Origin of the sequence: Exiguobacterium sp. s129, from assembly GCF_018617585.1 — a bacterium.
Taxonomy (GTDB): domain Bacteria; phylum Bacillota; class Bacilli; order Exiguobacteriales; family Exiguobacteriaceae; genus Exiguobacterium; species Exiguobacterium aestuarii_A.
Window position 1 is genome coordinate 154,393 of sequence record NZ_JACSKL010000004.1, and the last position, 20,454, is coordinate 174,846.

At 45.5% G+C, this 20,454-nt stretch carries 18 protein-coding genes and 1 other annotated feature; of the genes, 14 read left to right on the forward strand and 4 right to left on the reverse strand.

The features are described from left to right. Positions 1 to 48 precede the first annotated feature (48 nt). Positions 49 to 1,581: a peptide ABC transporter substrate-binding protein gene (locus KNO92_RS06795; RefSeq protein WP_214760596.1), complete on the forward strand. Its 1,533-nt coding sequence runs from the start codon at positions 49 to 51 to the stop codon at positions 1,579 to 1,581. Positions 1,582 to 1,783: 202 nt separating this feature from the next. Further along, complete coding sequence (locus tag KNO92_RS06800; protein ID WP_214695461.1) at positions 1,784 to 3,442, forward strand: peptide ABC transporter substrate-binding protein; 1,659 nt, start codon at positions 1,784 to 1,786, stop codon at positions 3,440 to 3,442. 104 nt (positions 3,443 to 3,546) lie between these two features. On the opposite strand, the gene trpS is transcribed toward KNO92_RS06800, so the two are convergent. Then, a complete protein-coding gene (trpS, locus tag KNO92_RS06805; protein WP_214695462.1) occupies positions 3,547 to 4,548 on the reverse strand; it encodes a tryptophan--tRNA ligase in 1,002 nt (333 codons plus the stop codon). A 51-nt stretch (positions 4,549 to 4,599) separates the two neighbouring features. Next, positions 4,600 to 4,806: a binding site (T-box leader), on the reverse strand. Between the two features lie 42 nt (positions 4,807 to 4,848). After that, positions 4,849 to 5,217, reverse strand: a complete 369-nt coding sequence (locus KNO92_RS06810) for a DUF3899 domain-containing protein (protein ID WP_214760599.1) — start codon at positions 5,215 to 5,217, stop codon at positions 4,849 to 4,851. Between the two features lie 269 nt (positions 5,218 to 5,486). Between KNO92_RS06810 and KNO92_RS06815 the strand changes: the two genes are divergently transcribed. From KNO92_RS06815 to KNO92_RS06835, 5 genes are all read left to right on the forward strand, one after another. After that, on the forward strand, positions 5,487 to 7,106 hold the full coding sequence (locus tag KNO92_RS06815; RefSeq protein WP_214695466.1) for a peptide ABC transporter substrate-binding protein: 1,620 nt from the start codon (positions 5,487 to 5,489) through the stop codon (positions 7,104 to 7,106). Positions 7,107 to 7,412: 306 nt separating this feature from the next. Beyond that, positions 7,413 to 8,339, forward strand: coding sequence for an oligopeptide ABC transporter permease (gene opp3b / locus KNO92_RS06820; RefSeq protein ID WP_214695468.1), 927 nt, complete (start codon positions 7,413 to 7,415; stop codon positions 8,337 to 8,339). Continuing rightward, positions 8,339 to 9,364, forward strand: coding sequence for an oligopeptide ABC transporter permease (gene opp3C / locus KNO92_RS06825; protein WP_412093968.1), 1,026 nt, complete (start codon positions 8,339 to 8,341; stop codon positions 9,362 to 9,364). The genes opp3b and opp3C overlap by 1 nt, the downstream gene beginning before the upstream one ends. A 23-nt stretch (positions 9,365 to 9,387) precedes the next feature. Continuing rightward, positions 9,388 to 10,461 carry an ABC transporter ATP-binding protein gene (locus KNO92_RS06830; RefSeq protein ID WP_214695470.1) on the forward strand — a complete coding sequence of 358 codons (1,074 nt, stop codon included), beginning with the start codon at positions 9,388 to 9,390 and terminating at the stop codon, positions 10,459 to 10,461. Further along, complete coding sequence (locus KNO92_RS06835) at positions 10,461 to 11,411, forward strand: ABC transporter ATP-binding protein (RefSeq protein ID WP_074035095.1); 951 nt, start codon at positions 10,461 to 10,463, stop codon at positions 11,409 to 11,411. The genes KNO92_RS06830 and KNO92_RS06835 overlap by 1 nt, the downstream gene beginning before the upstream one ends. A gap of 78 nt (positions 11,412 to 11,489) precedes the next feature. Here KNO92_RS06835 and KNO92_RS06840 read toward each other — a convergent pair whose 3' ends face one another. Beyond that, a complete protein-coding gene (locus tag KNO92_RS06840; RefSeq protein WP_074035089.1) occupies positions 11,490 to 12,023 on the reverse strand; it encodes an HD domain-containing protein in 534 nt (177 codons plus the stop codon). 221 nt (positions 12,024 to 12,244) lie between these two features. Between KNO92_RS06840 and KNO92_RS06845 the strand changes: the two genes are divergently transcribed. The 4 genes from KNO92_RS06845 to KNO92_RS06860 all read left to right on the forward strand — a co-directional run bounded on the left by KNO92_RS06845 (position 12,245) and on the right by KNO92_RS06860 (position 15,083). Next, positions 12,245 to 12,382 (forward strand): hypothetical protein, encoded by a 138-nt coding sequence (locus KNO92_RS06845; protein WP_214695472.1) that lies wholly within the window; start codon positions 12,245 to 12,247, stop codon positions 12,380 to 12,382. 177 nt (positions 12,383 to 12,559) lie between these two features. Then, positions 12,560 to 12,958 (forward strand): transcriptional regulator SpxA, encoded by a 399-nt coding sequence (gene spxA, locus KNO92_RS06850; RefSeq protein ID WP_015881217.1) that lies wholly within the window; start codon positions 12,560 to 12,562, stop codon positions 12,956 to 12,958. 171 nt (positions 12,959 to 13,129) lie between these two features. Next, entirely contained in the window at positions 13,130 to 13,786 is a 657-nt protein-coding gene (mecA, locus tag KNO92_RS06855; protein ID WP_214695474.1) for an adaptor protein MecA, read from the forward strand. Between the two features lie 64 nt (positions 13,787 to 13,850). Next, complete coding sequence (locus KNO92_RS06860; RefSeq protein ID WP_214695476.1) at positions 13,851 to 15,083, forward strand: DUF2254 domain-containing protein; 1,233 nt, start codon at positions 13,851 to 13,853, stop codon at positions 15,081 to 15,083. A gap of 38 nt (positions 15,084 to 15,121) precedes the next feature. Here the strand turns inward: KNO92_RS06860 and KNO92_RS06865 are convergent, their stop codons facing one another. Beyond that, complete coding sequence (locus KNO92_RS06865) at positions 15,122 to 15,847, reverse strand: SDR family NAD(P)-dependent oxidoreductase (RefSeq protein ID WP_214760601.1); 726 nt, start codon at positions 15,845 to 15,847, stop codon at positions 15,122 to 15,124. Positions 15,848 to 15,930: 83 nt separating this feature from the next. On the opposite strand from KNO92_RS06865, the gene cls reads away from it, so the two are divergent. Genes cls through pepF form a run of 3 tightly spaced genes read left to right on the forward strand, consistent with a single transcriptional unit; the run spans position 15,931 to position 20,336 of the window. After that, the gene (gene cls, locus KNO92_RS06870) at positions 15,931 to 17,442 is read left to right on the forward strand and encodes a cardiolipin synthase (protein ID WP_214695480.1); all 1,512 of its coding nucleotides are present in this window, start codon (positions 15,931 to 15,933) and stop codon (positions 17,440 to 17,442) included. A gap of 12 nt (positions 17,443 to 17,454) precedes the next feature. After that, positions 17,455 to 18,549 (forward strand): competence protein CoiA, encoded by a 1,095-nt coding sequence (locus tag KNO92_RS06875; protein WP_214760603.1) that lies wholly within the window; start codon positions 17,455 to 17,457, stop codon positions 18,547 to 18,549. After that, on the forward strand, positions 18,534 to 20,336 hold the full coding sequence (gene pepF, locus KNO92_RS06880) for an oligoendopeptidase F (protein WP_214695489.1): 1,803 nt from the start codon (positions 18,534 to 18,536) through the stop codon (positions 20,334 to 20,336). Before KNO92_RS06875 ends, pepF begins: the two co-directional genes overlap by 16 nt. Positions 20,337 to 20,454 lie beyond the last annotated feature (118 nt).

Genomic DNA, 20,454 nt, shown 5'->3' on the forward strand with positions numbered 1-20,454 from the left:
AAAAAGGTTAGGGTATAAGGGTTGGTCTAACAGAAAGGAGTGCAACGAATGAACAAGAAATCATTCATCGTGGCCGCCTTGTTAGGTTCAGTCCTTATCCTTTTTTTATTTATTTGGAACGAACAACGAGAGCAGTCACGTGAACTACTACCACCAGAAGAACAAACCATTACGATTCATGGGGAATCCCTTCCGACTCAACCGGACGTCATGCTCGCGATTGACCCGGCATCCCAAACGGTATTGTCACATCTATATGAAGGACTCTATCGGTTCGGCGCAGATGGAGCGATTGAACCAGGACTCGTCGAGAAGTTAGAACGATCTGAAGATGGAACGGTTTATACGTTCACATTGAAAGAGAGTATGACGACAGAAGGGAATGCAGTTACCGCGCAGACGTTTGTCGGCCATTTCCGTAAACTCGTCGATGACGAGACGAACTCACCATTTAGTTTTTTACTTGCGGATGTCAAATCTGCGAAAGAAATCGGACTCGGGCAACAAGAACCGGATACGTTAGGTGTTCGAGCAATCGATGAGCGAACGCTCGAGATCACCCTCATCCGACCGATGGAAGGATTCGAAGAAGTTTTCGCTATGCCAGCGTTTTTGCCACAACCATCCGTGACATCATGGGATGAGTTAGAAACAAACGGTCCATTTAAATTTGATCGAATGGATGATACAAGCATCTCGTTACATAAAAACGAAACGTATCGAGAAGTCGACAACGTTACGCTTGAAACGATCACCATCCAAAGTGAATCAAATCTGACTGCGACGTCAGGGATGCATCCGATTCCTTATGACTTCGACACTTCTACCATTGATGAGGAAGTCATGAATATTAAAGACGTTCCGCGAAGTGGGGTGTTTTATTTAAAACCGAATGTTGAAAAAGCACCATTCAATGATGTTGCATTTCGAAAAGCCCTCGCCCTGACACTTGAGCGGACGGCACTCGAAGAATCGCTTGCACGAGCGGAACAAACGACGGAACGACTTCTCGTCATGGATGAGGAGGATTCGGTTGCAGAGTTGGAAGGCGATGCCAACCAATTATTTGAAACTGTGAAAAAACGCTTAAAAACAGAAACCATCGAGATTGAATTGCTTAGCTTTGTCGATGAGGAAGCACGTGAAATTTCGACAAGATTAAAAGAGAATTTGGAACAGTTGGACGGGTTGACCGTCACGGTTGTAGAGCTTCCACTTGGAGATAAAGTTAGGAAAGAAGTCTCAGGAAATTATTCCTTTTCGTTATCTGGATGGCAACCCGACTACCCGATGCTATCTGCCTATTTGACGCAATTCGAGTCTGATGATGTACTCAACTCAAGTCGTTATGCAAATGAGTCATACGATCAATTGATGGATCAAGCCCGCTCCACCGAGAGTTTGGACGAACGTAATATCATTTTACGAAACGCGGAAGCGAAGCTGTTAGAAGAGGCGGTTGTTATGCCAATCTATCAAGCAGGGCGTTCTTATTTGGTTGAAAAAGGATACGATCAGATTGGTTATCCGGTCATCGGTCCTTCATATGTCCTAACCTTTTCGAAAAAATACGAAAATTGAGCTAAAGGCCCGCCGCTCTAGGCGGGCTTTTTGACTATAGAGAAAATTTTTTAGAAAAATCAAAATAAACACTTTGCAAAATTATCAGAATATTGTATTATTGCATCAACGGGATTTTGGTAACAAATACTGTCAGAAGAAATGACTGAATTTTCTACCATCATTCACTTCGTTAAAACGAAAAAATCAGGGGGTCATCGCAATGAATAAGAAAAAAGGTTTTGCTTTAGCATCTTCGGTTACACTTCTTTCAAGTGCTTTCCTAGCTGCATGTTCGACAGGGGATGAAGACACAGGGTCTTCAAACGGATCAGGTTCGGAAGGTTCTGCAGACGAAGCGCAAGTCCTCAACTTGCTCGACAGCTCAGACATTCCTTCACTTAACCCAACGCTCGCAACGGACGCTGTATCGTTCAACGTATTAAACAACGTTAACGAAGGTCTCTACCGCATGGACGAGAACGATGAGCCAACTCCAGGTATGGCTGAATCTCACGAAGTTTCAGAAGACGGAAAAACGTACACGTTCAAACTTCGTGAAGGCGCGACTTGGTCAAACGGGGAGCCTGTCACAGCGAACGACTTCGAATACGCTTGGAAAGAAGTACTCAACCCAGATAACGCTTCACAATATGCATACGTTATGTCAGTCATCGAAGGCGCAGAAGCGTACAACACTGGCGAAGGCGAGCGTGATGCAGTAGGCGTTAAAGCAATCGACGATCAAACGCTTGAAGTTAAATTGACAGCACCAGCTGACTACTTCCTCGGATTGACAAGCTTCGGCGTGTTCATGCCAAAACTTGAGTCATTCGATACAGAGCAAGGCGAGAACTTCGGTACATCTGCAGAGACAACTCTCTACAACGGACCGTTCAAACTCGACAGCTGGGAGCGCGAGCAAGGCTGGAAAATGGTCAAGAACGAAGACTATTGGGATGCTGACACAGTTAAACTTGAAGAGATCAACGTTAAAGTCGTTAAAGAAGTTTCAACAGGTGTTAACTTGTATGAAAACGGCGACGTTGACCGCACAGGCTTGACTTCTGAGCTCGTTGCTCAATATCAAGATAACGAAGATTTCTCAACTGTCGTTGAGCCAACACTCTTCTACCTTCAGTTCAACACTGCAGTGGAAGCGCTTGACAACCAAAAAATCCGTAACGCGATTGACCGTGCGTATGACAAAACTGCCATCGCTGAAACGCTTCTCGCGAACGGTTCAATCCCTGCTAACTACTTCGTACCAAAAGATTTCGTAACAGGTCCAGACGGAAAAGACTTCCGTGAAGGAAATGGCGACATCGGCGGATACAACGTGGAAGAAGCTCAAAAGCTTTGGGAAGAAGGTCTTTCTGAGCTCGGAACGGATACAGTTGAGCTTGAACTCCTCAACTATGACTCAGAGTCTGCGAAGCAAATCGGTGAGTTCATCAAAGGTGAACTTGAGAAGAACCTTCCAGGTATGAGCGTTTCAATCAAGCAACAACCGTTCAACAACAAACTTGACCTTGAGAACAAAGGAGAGTTTGAGTTCACATTCGCTGGTTGGGGTCCTGACTATCAAGATCCAATGACATTCATTGACCTCTTCGTCACAGACGGACCATACAACCGTGGTAAGTGGTCGAACGACGAGTTCGATAAACTCATCGCTGATGCGAAAGCAAGCACAGATCCAGCTGAACGTTGGACACAAATGCAAGAAGCTGAGAAGATCGTTCTTGAAGAGAGCGCAATCTCACCAGTTTACCAACGTGGATCTGCTCGCCTCACGAAGCCATATGTTAAAGGTATCGTTGAGCACGCATTCGGTGCAGACTACTCTTACAAGTGGGCTTCAATCGAAGGCAAAGAATAATTTCATTACACGCTTACAAGAGAGACAGGGACGCCTGTCTCTCTTTTTTATGCAATTATTTATAAAAAAAGAACTCTCGCATGGAGAGTTCTGTTGATATAGGTTTATTTTTTAACTTTGGCACGTTTACGACTGAGTCCCATTGCTTTTTCAATCTTCGTGAGATTTTTATTCGCGACGGCTTCAGCCTTGGCTCGACCCGCATCGAGAATCTCATCGAGTTCTGGAGAATCGATCAATTCATGGTAACGGGCTTGAATCGGTTCGAGTAAGGCGACGACTGCTTCTGCCACATCTTGTTTAAATGTGCCGTAATTTGAATTCTCGTATTGCTTGACGAGGTCATCGATTGATGTACATGTCGAGAGTGAATAAATTTCTAACAAGTTTGAAATCCCTGGTTTGTTCTCACGATCAAACGAGATGACGCCACTTGAATCAGTCACGGCGCTCTTGATTTTCTTGCGGATGACATTCGGCTCGTCGAGCATTGAAATGTATCCTTTGGCGTTTGTGTCGGATTTTGACATTTTTTTCACGGGATTTGTGAGAGACATGATGCGTGCGCCTTCTTTTTGAATAAGTGGTTCAGGCATCGTGAACGTCTCGTAGTAACGTTTATTGAACCGTTCCGCCAAATCACGAGTCAATTCGATATGCTGTTTTTGGTCATCTCCGACAGGAACGAGTTCCGTATTGTATAACAAAATGTCAGATGCCATTAGTGTTGGATAAACGAACAATCCGGCCCCAACATTTTCGTTGCCTTGCGATTTATCTTTATATTGTGTCATGCGACCGAGCTCACCCATTCCCGCGATGCATGTTAACATCCATCCGAGCTGAGCGTGCGCTTTCACTTCAGATTGAACGAAGATTGTCGCTTTCTCTGGGTCGAGACCAGAAGCGAGATAAAGTGCCGCTAGTTTTCGCGTGTTGTTCATTAACTCGACACGGTCGAGTTGTACGGTGATGGAATGCAAATCAACGATACAATAATATGCATTGTTGTCATCTTGAAGATCGACGAATTGTTTCATCGCGCCTAAGTAGTTCCCGAGCGTCACGACGCCGGTCGGTTTGATTCCTGAAAAAATCGTTGCCATGTGTATACACCTCCGAAGAATATAAAAAAACCGCAGTCGTCCGCCCGAATAAATCGGGACGAATAACCGCGGTGCCACCCAAATTTGCATAAACTATGCCACTTGAACGCTGTAACGGGCGTGAACCGTCTCGCCATACTCATGTTCAGGCGAGCCACTCCGAAGTCCATTCATTCAAGTCTTTTCATCTACTCGCAGCACCGTAGACTCTCTGAGGAAAAGGGGATTTGAATTACTTGTCTTCATCCAAGTGTTCTTATTCTGCATCTAGTGTAGCATAGGACGTCGCTTCCGAAAAGATTAAATCAACGCAATGAGAAACGAAAGAACGATACTTCCGACACCGACAAACACCCAGTTCCAAGCCAATTGCTTACGGAGTTGCCGATCTTCAGGATCTTCTTCTTCATCCTCTTCATAATCCGCATCAATTTCTTTGAGTTTTGCACGTCGACTTCGCTTGAAACCGTACATGATCCCATCGAACAATCCTGTCGCACTCATATGTGAGAACATCCCGATCGCAAACGTGAGAATTCCGGAAACGAATAGACCGCCGCTCAAATGAAACAGGAAAGATTCGCTTCGGAAATATGAAAAAATCGACCAAACGGTGTACAGGATTGTGACAATCCCCCAAACAATCAATATATTTCGAAACTTTTTCAACGATGTAATCTCCTTTCACGCCATAAAGGGAACGAGCAACCGTTCCGCGTTTCTTCTATGATACTAGTAAGGTAGGGCAGAATGCGAGTATGAAATTCGAATGAGATGATAGCGTTTTATTATGTAGTTGACAGTTTGATTAAAAATTTCTTACAATAGCCCTAACGTTCTTTCGTCGAATACTTTATGAAATATTCAGAAAATTAAAGAAAAAGTAAGATGTTCATTCGACGAATGGCTAGCTTTTTAATACGAAAGGGGAAATCGCAATGAAGAAAAAATCGATTTTGCTCATGATGACGATCATCTTGGCACTCGGTTCAGTACTCGCGGCTTGTTCGACAGGCGGAGACTCTGATGGCGGCGGTTCTTCTTCAAACGGAGAAAAAGTTCTTCGTTTGACGGATACGTCAGACATCACAACAGCCGATCCGGCTCTTGCTACAGACGCGGTCGCATTCAACTTGATCGCCAACACAATGGAAGGTCTTTACCGTCTTGATAAAGATGGAAATGCCGTACCTGCTCTCGCTGAAGGCGAACCAGAAGTAAACGAAGATGAGACTGTGTACACATTCACGCTTCGTGATGCGGAATGGTCAAACGGAGAGCCAGTTACAGCCAACGATTTCGTGTATGCATGGCAACGTGCAGTTGATCCTGCAACAGGTTCACAGTATGCATACATCATGAACACAATTAAAAACGCTGAAGCGATCAACACAGGTGACACACCGAAAGAAGAGCTTGGCGTTAAAGCAATCGATGAGAAAACACTCGAAGTCACACTCGAGCGTCCAGACCCATCATTCCTTTCACTTACTTCATTCGGTACATTCACACCGATCAATGAAGCATTCGCGACAGAGAAAGGCGAAGATTTCTCAACGAACCCTGAAAACCTTCTCTACAACGGACCATTTACATGGTCAGAGTGGGATCGTGAACAAGGTTATGTCTTAACAAAGAACGACACGTACTGGGATAAAGACAACGTCGCGCTTGAAGCCGTTGATGTTCGCGTCGTAAAAGAAACATCTACAGTCGTAAACTTGTATGAAGCTGGTGATGTTGACTATGCAGGTCTCGCATCAGAACAAGTTGCTGCTTTCCAAGAAGATGAAGATTACAACACAGGTCTTCGTTCTGCTGTCGGATATTTCAAATTCAACCACGAAGATGAAATCTTCTCTGATGTGAATGCACGTAAAGCAATCGCACGTGCGGTCGATCCAACTGGAATCATCGACCAACTCTTGAACAATGGTTCAATTGCAACAACATCATTCATTCCAAAAGACTTCATCAAATATGAAGACGGTACGGATTACACAGAGGGTGTTGAGTACTTCCAAACAAACGCTGACGAAGCTGCTTCACTTTGGGAAGAAGCAACAGGCGGAGAAGCGACAACAATCGAACTCCTCTCGTTCGATAGCGAAGTTTCAAAACAAATCTCTGAGTATATGAAAGGTCAAATTGAGTCGAACTTGCCGAACGTAACGGTTGAAATCGCTCAACAACCTTTCAACAACAAACTTGAGCGTGAAGCAAACGGTGACTACCAAATGTCATTCGCACTTTGGGGACCTGACTACCAAGATCCACTTACGAACCTTGGTATCTTCACATCAGACAACGGACAAAACGACATTAACTATGCGTCATCTGAATATGACCAGTTGATTGATGAAGCGTCTGCTGAAACAAACATCGATGCACGTTATGACTTGTTCAAAGAAGCTGAGGCTCTCTTAATCGAACAAGACCAAGCGATCATGCCGATTTATCAAGCTGGTGTGGCGTACTTGATTCGTCCAAACATCGAAAACTTTAACCGTCAACTGTTCGGTGCTGATTACCAGTACAAATACGTTGATATCAAGTAATGGGATGAGGGGGCATGCGAACCGCATGTCCCCGATTTTCTAAAAAATTCTACCGAAGTAAGAGAAAATACTGTTCAAATGTTTTGTTGGTAAAGTATAATGTAGTAACAGTGAAAATTCAGAATAATCTCTGAAAAGAATATTCTTTGTTTTCAGCCGCTGTGCTAAGAGCCTTGAGATGACGTATACGCTATTCTTTCAGAATATTCCTTTCATTTTGTGAATTTGAAAAATAGGTCATATGTCATAGTGAAGCTGTTGGTGCAAGTAGTAGATAGAATTAGAAAAAACAGGGGGTTTTTATTCATGGGACGTTATATCCTACAACGGCTGACTTACGGCCTCATCACGTTCTTCTTGATTGCCACGTTCACGTTCTTCCTGATGGACCTGCTCCCAGGTTCACCGTATCAGAACCAGGAAAAACTGACAGAATCACAAATTCAATTATTGAATGACCGCTACGGACTCAACGATCCGCTTCCGGTCCGTTATGCGACGTACATCGGAAACATGCTCCAAGGTGACCTTGGCGTTTCATTCCGTACGGCGAACCGTCCAGTAACTGAATTGATTATGGAACGAATTGGTCCTTCGGCACAATTAGGGCTCCAGGCATTAGTTCTCGGAACTCTTGTAGGCGTATTGTTAGGTGTTGTTGCGGCGATTCGTCACAATACGGTCATTGACTATGGTTCAATGTTCGTATCGGTAATCGGGATTTCTGTCCCATCGTTCGTTTTTGCAGCCCTCCTTCAGTACTATGTCGGAGTTAAATTGCAGTTGCTTCCAGTTGCATTCTGGGAAACACCAGCACATACAGTCTTACCAACAATCTCGTTGTCACTCGGTGTCACGGCAGCGATTGCCCGTTTCGTCCGAACCGAGATGTTAGAGGTTACCGGACAAGACTACGTCACGCTTGCGAAAGCGAAAGGGTTGACGGGTAACGCCATCGTGTGGAAACACATGGTTCGTAACGCGATGATTCCTGCCATCACCATCCTTGGACCGATGACAGCTGGACTCTTAACGGGTACATTCGTTATCGAGAAAATCTTCGCTGTTCCAGGACTTGGAGAATTGTTCGTCACGTCAATCACGTTGAACGACTACTCTGTCATCATGGGAACGACATTGTTCTTCTCAGGATTGTTCATTATTATCATTTTGCTTGTCGACTTGCTCTATGGGGTTGTTGACCCACGTATTCGTCTTGGGGGGAATAACTGATGATTGAAAACAAAAAGAATTACGAACAGTTCGACCAAGACATGTTCACACCTGTTGAGATGAATGAACAGCTTGGTGAACGAATCGCTGGGAAAAGTTTAAACTTCTGGCAAGATGCATGGATGCGCCTAAAGAAAAACAAAGCGGCCATCATCTCGCTATCAATTATTTTAATTCTCGTTGCACTTGCATTGTTCGGACCGATGTTATCGGCTCGTGATGCGTATGAACAAAACATTTCACAAGCGAAACTTCCGCCAAAAGTCACAGGTCTTGAATGGGCTGGCTTTGATGGGATGGCGACACTCGGTGGTCGCGATATCGACTTCTACGAACAAAAGAACGTAGAAGAGAACTTCTGGTTCGGTACGGACTACCTTGGTCGTGATCTTTGGTCACGTATTTGGGAAGGGACTCGTATTTCCCTCTTCATCGGTTTCGTTGCGGCCATCATCGATACATTGATTGGTGTCGCATACGGTGGTGTCTCAGCTTACTTCGGTGGACGTACGGATAACATCATGCAACGGATTGTTGAGATTTTGACAGGTGTACCTAACTTGATCTTAATCATCTTGTTCATCTTAATCTTTGACCCTGGTGTATTCACCATCATCCTCGCCATGGCCATCACTGGTTGGATCGGGATGAGTCGACTCGTTCGTGGTCAGATTTTGAAACTCAAAAACCAAGAGTTTGTCTTGGCAGCTCGCACACTTGGTGCATCTAGTACGCGATTGATTTTCAAACACTTGATTCCAAACACATTGGGTGCGATTATCATCACGCTCATGTTCACGATTCCATCTGCCATCTTCTTCGAGGCATTCCTCAGCTTTATCGGGATCGGGCTTCAACCGCCACAGGCATCACTTGGTACGTTGATCAACGATGGATACAAAGAACTACGGACATTCCCGTTCCTTCTTATTATCCCGTCGGTCATCATCGTCTTGCTCATGGTCAGCTTCAACTTGCTTGCCGATGGCTTGCGTGATGCGTTCGATCCGAAAATGCGTAAATAAAAAAGAAAGAGGGGGACTCGTGCATGGAAACGATTTTATCAGTCCGAGATTTAGAGGTCTCGTTCCACACATATGCAGGAACGGTTCAAGCCGTTCGTGGCGTATCGTTTGATTTGAAAAAAGGCGAGACGCTCGCCATCGTAGGAGAATCGGGTTCAGGTAAATCCGTTACTTCGAAGGCGATCATGCGTCTCATTCCGAACCCTCCAGGTGAAATCACGAACGGAGAAATCATGTTCGAAGGGAAAGACTTGGCGAAACTTTCGGAAAAAGAAATGCTTAAAATTCGTGGTCGCGATATCGCAATGATTTTCCAAGACCCGATGACATCACTTAACCCGACAATGACGATTTACAAACAAATCGCAGAAGGGTTGAAACAGCACCAAGGATTGACAGGTGAGGATGCGAAGAAACGTACGCTCGAATTGTTGACACTTGTAGGGATTCCAAACCCAGAAGCGCGTTTGAAACAGTACCCACACCAACTCTCTGGTGGGATGCGTCAGCGTATCGTTATCGCGATCGCCCTCGCATGTAACCCGAAAGTGTTGATTGCCGATGAGCCGACAACAGCACTTGATGTTACGATTCAGGCGCAAATTCTTGAACTATTAAAAGACATTCAGCAAAAAACAGGTACAGCGATTATCTTCATCACGCACGACCTTGGCGTTGTTGCGAACATGGCTGACCGTGTTGCTGTTATGTATGCAGGTCGTCTAGTTGAAAAAGGAACGGTTGATGAAATCTTCTACGAGCCACGTCACCCGTACACATGGGGACTTCTTGGTTCGATGCCGCGTCCGACAGATGACCGTAACGAAGCGTTACCGGCAATCCCGGGTACGCCTCCAAACTTGCTCGATCCTCCAAAAGGGGATGCATTCGCACCGCGTAACCCATACGCGATGAAGATTGATTTTGAGAAAGAGCCACCGATGTTCCAGGTGAGTGATACACACTTTGCTTCTAGTTGGTTATTACACCCACAAGCACCAGCGGTTAGTCCGCCACGTGCGATTCGTGAACTCGCTCTCAAGTATCGTCCGGACAGTGCGTTCGCAAAATCGTTTACGAAAGGTGGTGCTGAATAATGGAACGCGAGAAATTACTCGAAGTAAAAAACCTGAAGCAGCACTTTAAAATTGGCCGTGGCCGCGTTGTCAAAGCGGTCGACGGAATCTCGTTTGATATTTTCAAAGGTGAAGTGCTCGGACTCGTAGGAGAGTCTGGCTGTGGGAAGTCTACGACAGGACGTACAATCATCGGTCTTTATGACGCGACTGACGGCGACGTTGTGTTCAAAGGCGAAAACGTCCACGGTAAAAAATCAAAAGCTGACAAGTTGAAATTCAACCGTGCTATGCAAATGATTTTCCAAGATCCATACGCATCGCTTAACCCGCGTATGACGGTTGCGGATATCATCGCAGAAGGGATTGATATTCACGGTCTTGCGAAGACGAAAGAAGATCGTATGAACCGTGTGTATGACCTTCTTGAAACTGTTGGTTTGACGAAAGAGCACGCGAGCCGTTACCCACACGAATTCTCGGGTGGACAACGTCAGCGTATCGGGATTGCCCGTGCCCTTGCGGTTGAACCAGACTTCATCATCGCCGATGAGCCGATTTCTGCACTTGACGTTTCGATTCAAGCGCAGGTCGTCAACTTGATGAAAGAATTGCAACGCGATCGCGATTTGACGTATTTGTTCATCGCCCACGACTTGTCGATGGTTAAATACATCTCTGACCGTATCGGTGTTATGTATCAAGGTCACCTCGTAGAGCTTGCGACAGCAGATCGCCTTTATGAGAACCCGATTCATGCGTACACGAAATCGCTGTTATCAGCGATTCCGCTTCCGGATCCGGAGCATGAACGTACACGTAAACGGATCGTATACGAGTCAACTTCGAAAGGTCCAGTCGGACGTTCGGATGAAGATTCAAGTATCCCACCACTTCGCGAAGTCGAGCCAGGACACTATGTCTCGCTCACAGACGAAGAGTACGAAGCATATAAAGCACAACTCGTTTAATATGATGACCCTGACTTCATGCGGAAGTCAGGGTTTTTTTAGCGCAAAAAAAAGTCACCTAATGTGCTAGGTGACGGATTATCCGTTTGAAATGCGTGGTAAGTTTGAGAGACGTTCAACGATAGCATCGATTTGACGGACGCGTGCTAGCGCATCTTCGATTTCCATTGTCTCATAATGGTGCAGACCACCTGGTTGCTCTACGAACGTATCGGCGTCATGAACGAGCTGTTGAAGCGGGGTCCGTTGAATTCGGCTTGGTGGTAAATAGGAATCGGTGTGCAAAAGAATCATGACAGAAATCTCTTTGGCACGGGCAGGGTCTTCCCCGAGACGAATGAGTAATTTATGTGCCCGCTCCGCACCTTTAATCGCATGAATATCGTTCTGACGATATAAGTCATAATTCCATTTGCCTTCTGTATACCATTCATAGTGACCGATATCATGAAGTAGCGCAGCTTTCGTCGCTAGATCTGTATCGAGACCACGTTTCGTTGCCATTTCGAGAGCGCGCTCACAAACGTCTACAGCATGTTTTAATCCTGATCGAGTTAAATATTTTTGGGTTACCGGATGTCCCATAATGGTTTCTAATGTGATTCTCATCATCGCTCTCCTCCTTAAATAGAAAAAGGTTATTTCTATAAACTATACAGGTTTTTTGTACGTAATGCAAATGATATCCGTGTAAAGAAATGATGAACTCGTAAGAATGATTCACATTTCACAAACAAATGTGCTATAATTTATTTGTAGATTAGTGCAAGTTCAAGATTTTCAGAATCGGTAATGCTCGGTCGGTTGCTTACGCTGTACGGGGGTGAGAGGCCATGAAAGAACGTGACAAAGTTCTACGAGAGAAAAAACGACTTTTGAAAGAAGTGTTGAAGAAAAAGTTGAAAGACTTGCAAGTCAAGCCAGGGAAAGAGACGGTGTCTCAACCAGTGTCTCGGTTCCCGGCATCTTGAGATGGGTCATTCAAGGTCGCATTCACCGAATGCGCCCTCTTTTCATATCTGAATGATAAAGAATATCATTGAAGTTTTAATAATTAAGAATTATTATAATTAAGTGGATGCGAATTTGGGTATACAGATAGAGTCACTTAAAAAGATGGACGCATACTCGATCAGGGAGGAAGAAAAATGGTCACACTTTATACGTCTCCAAGCTGCACATCTTGCCGAAAGGCACGAGCTTGGCTCGAAGAACACGATATCCCGTTTACAGAACGAAACATATTTTCAGAACCGCTCTCACTAAATGAGATTAAGCAGATCTTACGCATGACAGAAGATGGAACGGATGAGATTATTTCAACTCGTTCTAAAGTCTTTTCTAAAATCGATGTATCCGTTGATGCGTTATCGCTTCAACAATTGTATGATTTGATTCAAGAATATCCGGGCTTACTACGTCGTCCGATTTTGATTGATGAAAAACGACTACAGGTCGGATACAACGAGGATGAGATTCGTCGATTCTTGCCACGGAAGGTTCGAACGTTCCAATTGCAAGAAGCACAGCGACTTGTGAATGAATGAGAGCATACTGTCTAAGCAGTGTGCTTTTTATTATCGATTATTTCCTATAAAATAAAGTTATAACCCGTCATCTAGATTGAACGATGTCAAAAAGGGTACAAAGATAACAAGACAATTTCCCCTCTCCTCCTTATGTGAAATGGGAGCGAGGTGAGAAGGGAGTGGACAATCGTGAAAATTGAGCGCATCAATGACAATACCGTCAAATTTTTCATCACATATGTGGACATTGAAAAACGTGGCTTCGCACGTGATGAAATTTGGTACAACCGAGAACGTGGCGAGCAGCTGTTCTGGCAGATGATGGACGAGGCTCACGAACGTGAAGACATCTCGTTTGATGGTCCACTGTGGATTCAAGTCCAAGCTTTTGAAAAAGGTCTAGAAGTGACCGTGACAATTGCGAAAAATGTGATGGATACGGAAGACGATTCTGAACTCGGTTCGCTTCTTCGTTCAGCGATTGATGAAGCACGAGATCAACAATCGGTACTCGACCAATTGAGTGAGTTGGATGAACTCGAAGCGGAAGCAGATGCTTGGGCGCCACTCGCAATGGAAACAGATGATTTCGAGGCGATCATTTCACTGAGTAAGCGTGCAGGTGACACGTTCAGTGACCTTGATTTGAAACTATATCATTATCAAGACCGTTACTACTTGTGGATTGATTTCCCGGATGAAATGGAGCCTGAAGACGAAGAGAACGCACTCAGTCTTCTAGCAGAATATTTAACATTTAGTACACAGACGCAACCGATGCTTGAAGAGTATGGTAAACTCATTCTCGATGGCGACGTCTTCGCGAAAGTGCGTCATTACTTCTAAATGATCAATCGCCTGTTCAGACGGACAGGCGATTTTTTCAAATCAATGGTAAAGAGGTGTTGGTATGGTGAGACGAATTCGACTACTACTTGATGATAGTGCATGGTTCGTTCCATTCCTATATGGGATGGGGGGCATCGCGTTAACAGCGTTGACACAACTGTTCGGTGAATTTTTCCGAGATTTACTACCGGACTTTATTTATTTGGACTTGGACTCGGCGGCGTCCGTGCTGTCTTCGACGTTCACGAGTCTTATGACAATGATGACGTTTAGTTTTTCGACAATCCTTGTTGTGTTGACGACATATTCTTCTCAGTTTTCTCCACGGACCATCAATAATTTTTTGACGAACACGTCGGCTAAGCATACGCTTGGTCTCTTCATTATGACGACCGTTTACGGGATTTCGAACTTATTCCTCGTCCGAACGGCAGATGATGGTGTCGTATTATCTTCAGGAATCAGTGTACTCTTAGTCATTGGTTCGATTTGGGCGTTCGTCAAGTTCATTCAGACCATCAGTGTCTCGATCCAGGCAGAACGTTTGTTATCCGCGTTACATAAAGAAGCACTATCGGTAATCAGTGAGCAAAAAGACGCCATCGAGTCAGATGACGTGAATCTCGTATTACCACGTTCTGTTCATTCGTTTGAAGGTCAAGCGGTACGGGCGCCGCAGACGGGGTATATCCGCTTATTTTTAAGAGAGAAGCAGGGAGATCATGAAACAGACTTTGAATCGGTCGTAGCCGTAGGTGAATTTGTCGCAAAAGGGGATTTACTCGGATTTTGGAAAGGTGAGGATGCCCCGGACATCGAGCCATTTGAGATCGGTGAAGTGCGGTCCTCGATGCAAGACCCTTCATTTGCGATTGAAAAGTTGAGTGAGATTGCGTTACGTGGAATCTCTCCAGGGATCAATGACCCGAATACGGCGATTCATGCGATTCATTACATCGGGGATATTTTACGGGAGCTCTGCGAACTGCCGGATGGAGATTTTCTATACTCGAATGGGAAATCCGATTGGCATGTGAAGCGAAAAACGCTCGAGACGATTCTTTTTGAATCGCTATCGCCGATGCAGACTTACGCGAGTAAAGACATCTTTGTGATGGGGTCCGTGTTCGAGGCGATTCGAATGGCGCGTCTCCAGGCGCATGAGACGCTGGATTCGACATTTGATGAGATGATTGATTATTTTGAAGATGTGATTGATTGGGAACGTCTTCATTCGAAAGAACAGAACTATTTACGCAATAAAATAGGGCGAGCTAAAAAGATGACGACATGACAGGAGACCACCTTTTCAAAAGAAGAGGTGGTCTCTGTTCAAGAGAGCGTATATCCGCCATCGACCGTGATGGCTTGCCCATTTATATAGGTTGAGGCATCGGTTAACAAAAACTCGACGACAGGCGCCACTTCTTCCGGTAGGGCGGCATGTCCCCGGAAATGATGGGACATTGCCTCTTTGAATTTTGCTTCTCCACCGTATAGTTTATGACTGAGCGGTGTATCGACCGGACCGAAACAGACGGCATTGAATCGAACCTTTCCTTTCATCCGATGTGCGAACGTTTTCGTCAAGGCAACCACGGCGGCTTTCGAGGCGGCATAATGAGCAAGCATAGGTGGGAATTTGACGTGTCCGACGATGGCGGCGTTGTTGACGACACTCGCGCCTTGAGCAAACAAAGGGATGGCACGTTGTGTGACGGTGTTCAGTGCATAGAGGTTGACGTCAAACACTTCATTGTATGAGTCTTGAGTCAAACGCTCCGGTGTACCGGGTCTACCAAATGTTGCGGCGTTGTTGAAAAGACCATGTAACGTCACCCCTTGTTCCTTTAAGTGTCCAAAGAGATGATCGATGTCTTCCGCTGAATGGAGGTCGCATCGGATGAACGTGGCCAATCCGTTCGAATCTGATTCGAGAGAAGCCCCCCGTGTCTCATCACGACCGATTCCGATGACACGATGCCCATTCTCGGTTAACTGCAAGGCGACGGCGCGCCCAATCCCGCTTGTTGCGCCTGTTATTAGAAAAGTCCCCATAATTCATTCGCTCCCCTCAAAAAATTGGCGTTACGATGTATAATTAATGATAATACATGACAGAAACGAGGTCAGGTTATAATATGTTGCGACGCATACAAGTACTCTTTTCCCTTATTTTGCTCGCAGGACTCATTGCGATATTATCGTATTACTGGAGCTCACAAGTGATTGGGCTCTTCTCGATTCTCGTCTTTTTGACAACGTTCAGTATTTTGCTTGTGATTTTGCTTGAAAATCGCAACCCGCAACGGACGTTGATCTGGGCGATTGTCATGATTGGCTTTCCTGTCATCGGGCTATTTGCGTACTTTGTGTTCGGTCAGAACTATCGTCGCAAGCGGATGTTCAAAGAGAAGGCGATGCTCGACGAAGAGACGTACTTGGCCTATCGGCAAAAAGCGATGACGCTCTCTCCGTCACTGATGTTTGCGCATGATGATTATGAGAAGTTGATGCATCTCACCTCTTCGTTGAACCAATTGCCCGTCTCTTCGAATACGTACACGCAGATTTTGACGAACGGACGTGAAAAATTCTCGAAGTTATTGCCCGCTCTGAAAGGCGCGACACGGCACATCCATTTAGAGTATTACATTTTTCGAGAAGACCGTATTTCTCGGGAAATTCAGCGGATTTTAATCGAGAAAGCCAAAAAAGGGGTCGAAGTTCGATTCTTATATGATGCCGTCGGTTCCATTCATACGAGCAGTACGTTTTTCGAGGAGATGAAACAAGCTGGCGTCCAAGTGCAGGCGTTCTTCCCAGTCGTCCTTCCGCTCGTGTCGAGTAAGACGAACTATCGAAACCATCGAAAAATTGTCGTCATCGACGGAACAGAGGCGTTCACTGGTGGTTTGAACGTAGGGGATGAGTATTTAGGCGAACACTCTAAATTTGGTTTTTGGCGCGACACCCATCTGTATGTCAGAGGAGAAGGGGTTTCCGAGTTACAGTTGATCTTTTTACAAGACTGGTACTACATGACGGGAGAACGGCTGTTCACGCCATTCTATTTAGAACCGCTCGAAACGGTACGAAGCGCGAGCGGAGGTGTCCAAATCGTTGCCAGCGGACCTGATGAACCGTACGAGACGATGAAATCGATTTATTTCTCGTTGATCAATGCTGCGAAAAAGTCCGTCTATATTTCCTCCCCGTATCTGATTCCTGATGAGGACATTATGAGTGCTTTGAAGACAGCATCTTTATCGGGCATCGATGTTCGGATCGTCTTACCGAGCTATCCGGACCATAAAATCGTCTTTTATGCGAGTCGTTCCTATTATGAGGAGTTACTGTTGGCTGGGGTAAAGATTTATTTATACGAAGAAGGATTCATGCATTCAAAAGTCATCGTCGTCGATGACGGACTTGCCACGATTGGGACGGCGAACATGGATTTTCGTAGCTTCCATTTGAACTTCGAAGTAAATGCTCTCCTGTACAACACGAACTCGGTCCATCAGTTGAAACAAGACTTATATCATGATTTTGAAGGGTCTCACGAACTTGTATTAGAAGAGTTTGCGAAGCGCTCATTCTTTATAAAACTCGTAGAATCATTGGCCAGAATGTTTTCACCACTACTATAAGGGGGGAGCAAGATGCGGTTTGCGATCGGTCGAGAAGGGGATATCGTTGATTCCTTTACTCTAAATCGAATGCAGGCGGAGCAGCTCGCTCCTTTTCGATGTCCGACGTGCCAGGAAATGTTGATGTTAAAGCAAGGTGCGAAACGTCGGCTACATTTCGCCCACATCCATACGTGCGGGAGAGCGGAATCCGTTACGCACCATCAGGATAAATGGGCAGTATGCCAATGGCTACAAGAAAGAGGGTACCCTGTCGATCAAGAAGTGACGATTAAGAATCGGCGGGCCGACATTCTTACAAATGTGGATGAGTTGCCAACCGTATTTGAGATTCAGGCATCTCCATTGCGACCGGAGGAATATATCGCACGAACGAACGATTATAAACGAGCGGGCCTGGATGTGATTTGGCTTGCGAGCGGTTTCGATCTTAGAATGAACCAATCTTTTCAACCGTGGATGCGCCTCGAACTATTTCGACGACATCGGTTGATGACTGTGAGAAACGGACAGTTGGTGCGTTTCAATGGGTTTCCCATCTCAATCAAGTATGGAATCGGAAATTGGGAAGTCTCGTCTTCAGTGATTACCTCCCCCTATGAAGCATATTATCGGTTCAATGCATTGGAATGGACGGAGATGATTCGACGAAAGCGAATGTCGCCAATCTACCCATCCCCAAAGAATCGACGTCTCATGTTAAATCGGCTGTACCCTTTAGGGGTGATTCCCGCTTTGTTACCGACCGCCTGCTATCTTCCGCTCACGTCACTTTGGGGAATACACATCCATCCGATTGAGTTTCAAATCGTCCTCTATTTAAATCGATATGAGTCACCGAATGATTCGGTGGAGTGGAGCATTCAAAAGACGTGCCGCCAGTTCGGAGTGACACCGACAAGCGACTTTTCCCAGTCATTTCATGTACAATGGAAACAACTCTTGAATGCATGTCGTCTATCGTGTGATGTCACGACTTGGGTGCTTCCAATCACCTATGAAGATGCGAGACGTCACGATACACGATTGTATCAAGGACTTCAGCGATTGATGTTACAATCGACGAACCAATCAGAAAAGGGAGTGAACGTATGTCAGAAGTATTGACACGACAACAAGTTCCAGTCGAAGAGACGTGGAACTTAGAGACGATCTACAGTAACGACCAAGCATGGGAAGCAGATTTTCAAGCATTGAAGGAGCAGGTACCGGCTTTGATCGGATTTAAAGGAAAACTCGGTGAATCGGCAGAAACGTTATACGAAGCGTTACAACTCCGTGATGAGCTTTCTCGTAAGTTACATAAGCTGTATACGTACGCGCACATGCGTTACGATGAAGATACGGCGAACAGCCATTATCAGGCATTGAATGACCGTGCAGGCTCACTCGCCTCGCAAATTTCAGCCCAACTCGCATTCATGACACCAGAGCTTCTTTCAATCGATGAAGCTCAAATTGAAGCCTTTATGGAACAACACGAGTCACTTCGCGTGTATCGTCATGCGTTCGATGAGTTGGCGCAAGAACGTCCACACGTATTGACGGAAGCGGAAGAAGCAATCCTTGCGCAAGCTGGAGACGTGCTCGGACAATCGAGTTCGACGTTTGGTATGCTCAATAACGCGGATTTGAAATTCCCGAAAGTGAAGAACGAAAAAGGGGAAGAGGTCGAATTGACGCACGGACGTTACATCACGTTCCTCGAATCGAGTGATCGAAGTGTCCGCGAGAACGCCTTTAAAGCGATGTACGGGACATACGGGCAGTATTTGAACACGTTTGCCTCGACGCTTTCAGGCAGTGTGAAAAAAGACAACTTCTATGCAAGTGTCCGTAAATTTGGAAGTGCGCGACAGGCAGCCCTTCACCACAATGCGATTCCAGAGTCTGTGTACGACGGTCTAGTCGAAGCGGTCAACGAGCGTCTTGATTTGCTACATCGATATGTCGCATTGCGGAAACGCGCGCTTGGATTAGATGAGTTGCATATGTATGATTTATATACACCACTCGTCAAAGATGTAGAGATGAAAGTGTCGTACGAAGAAGCGAAACAGTTGATGGTTGATGGTTTGGCACCACTCGGAGAAGAGTACGTTCAAATCGTGAAAGACGGTCTCGATTCACGTTGGGTCGACGTACGCGAGACACGTGGGAAACGGAGCGGGGCATATTCATCAGGAGCATATGATACACAACCGTTCATCCTTATGAACTGGCAGGACAACGTCAACAACTTGTTCACGCTCGCGCATGAGTTCGGTCACTCGGTGCATAGCCATTACACGCGTACGTCACAGCCGTATCCGTATGGTGACTACTCAATCTTTGTAGCAGAAGTCGCGTCGACGACAAACGAAGCGTTATTGAACGACCATTTATTGAAAACGCGGACGGCAAAAGAAGAACGTCTCTACTTGTTGAACAATCAACTCGAAACATTCCGTGGGACGTTGTTCCGTCAAACGATGTTTGCTGAGTTTGAGCATATGATTCACAAGGCTGCTCAAGAAGGCGTATCGCTCACACCTGAATATTTGAATGAGACGTACTTAGAGTTGAACAAACGCTACTTCGGAGAAGAAATCGTCATCGATGAAGAGATTTCATATGAATGGGCGCGTATCCCGCACTTCTATTACAACTACTATGTCTATCAATATGCGACGGGAATCTCGGCATCGGCAGCGTTGTCGCAACAGATCATGGAAGAGGGAGAGCCGGCCGTACGTCGTTACATCGATAACTTCCTCAAAGCTGGGTCTAGCGACTACTCAATCGAGGTCTTGAAAGCGGCAGGTGTCGATATGACGACGAAAGAACCGGTCCTCAAAGCGCTTGATCAGTTCGAAGCGGTGCTCGATGAAATGGAATCATTATTGTTCTCGTGAACAATATGTGACAATGTACACAAACTAGTTGTCAGATGAAGAGGGACTCGGTATATTATAAGTGTGAAATCAATCACAAACCCCTTTATTGACCGTAAACTTTCTCCCATCTTGTAGG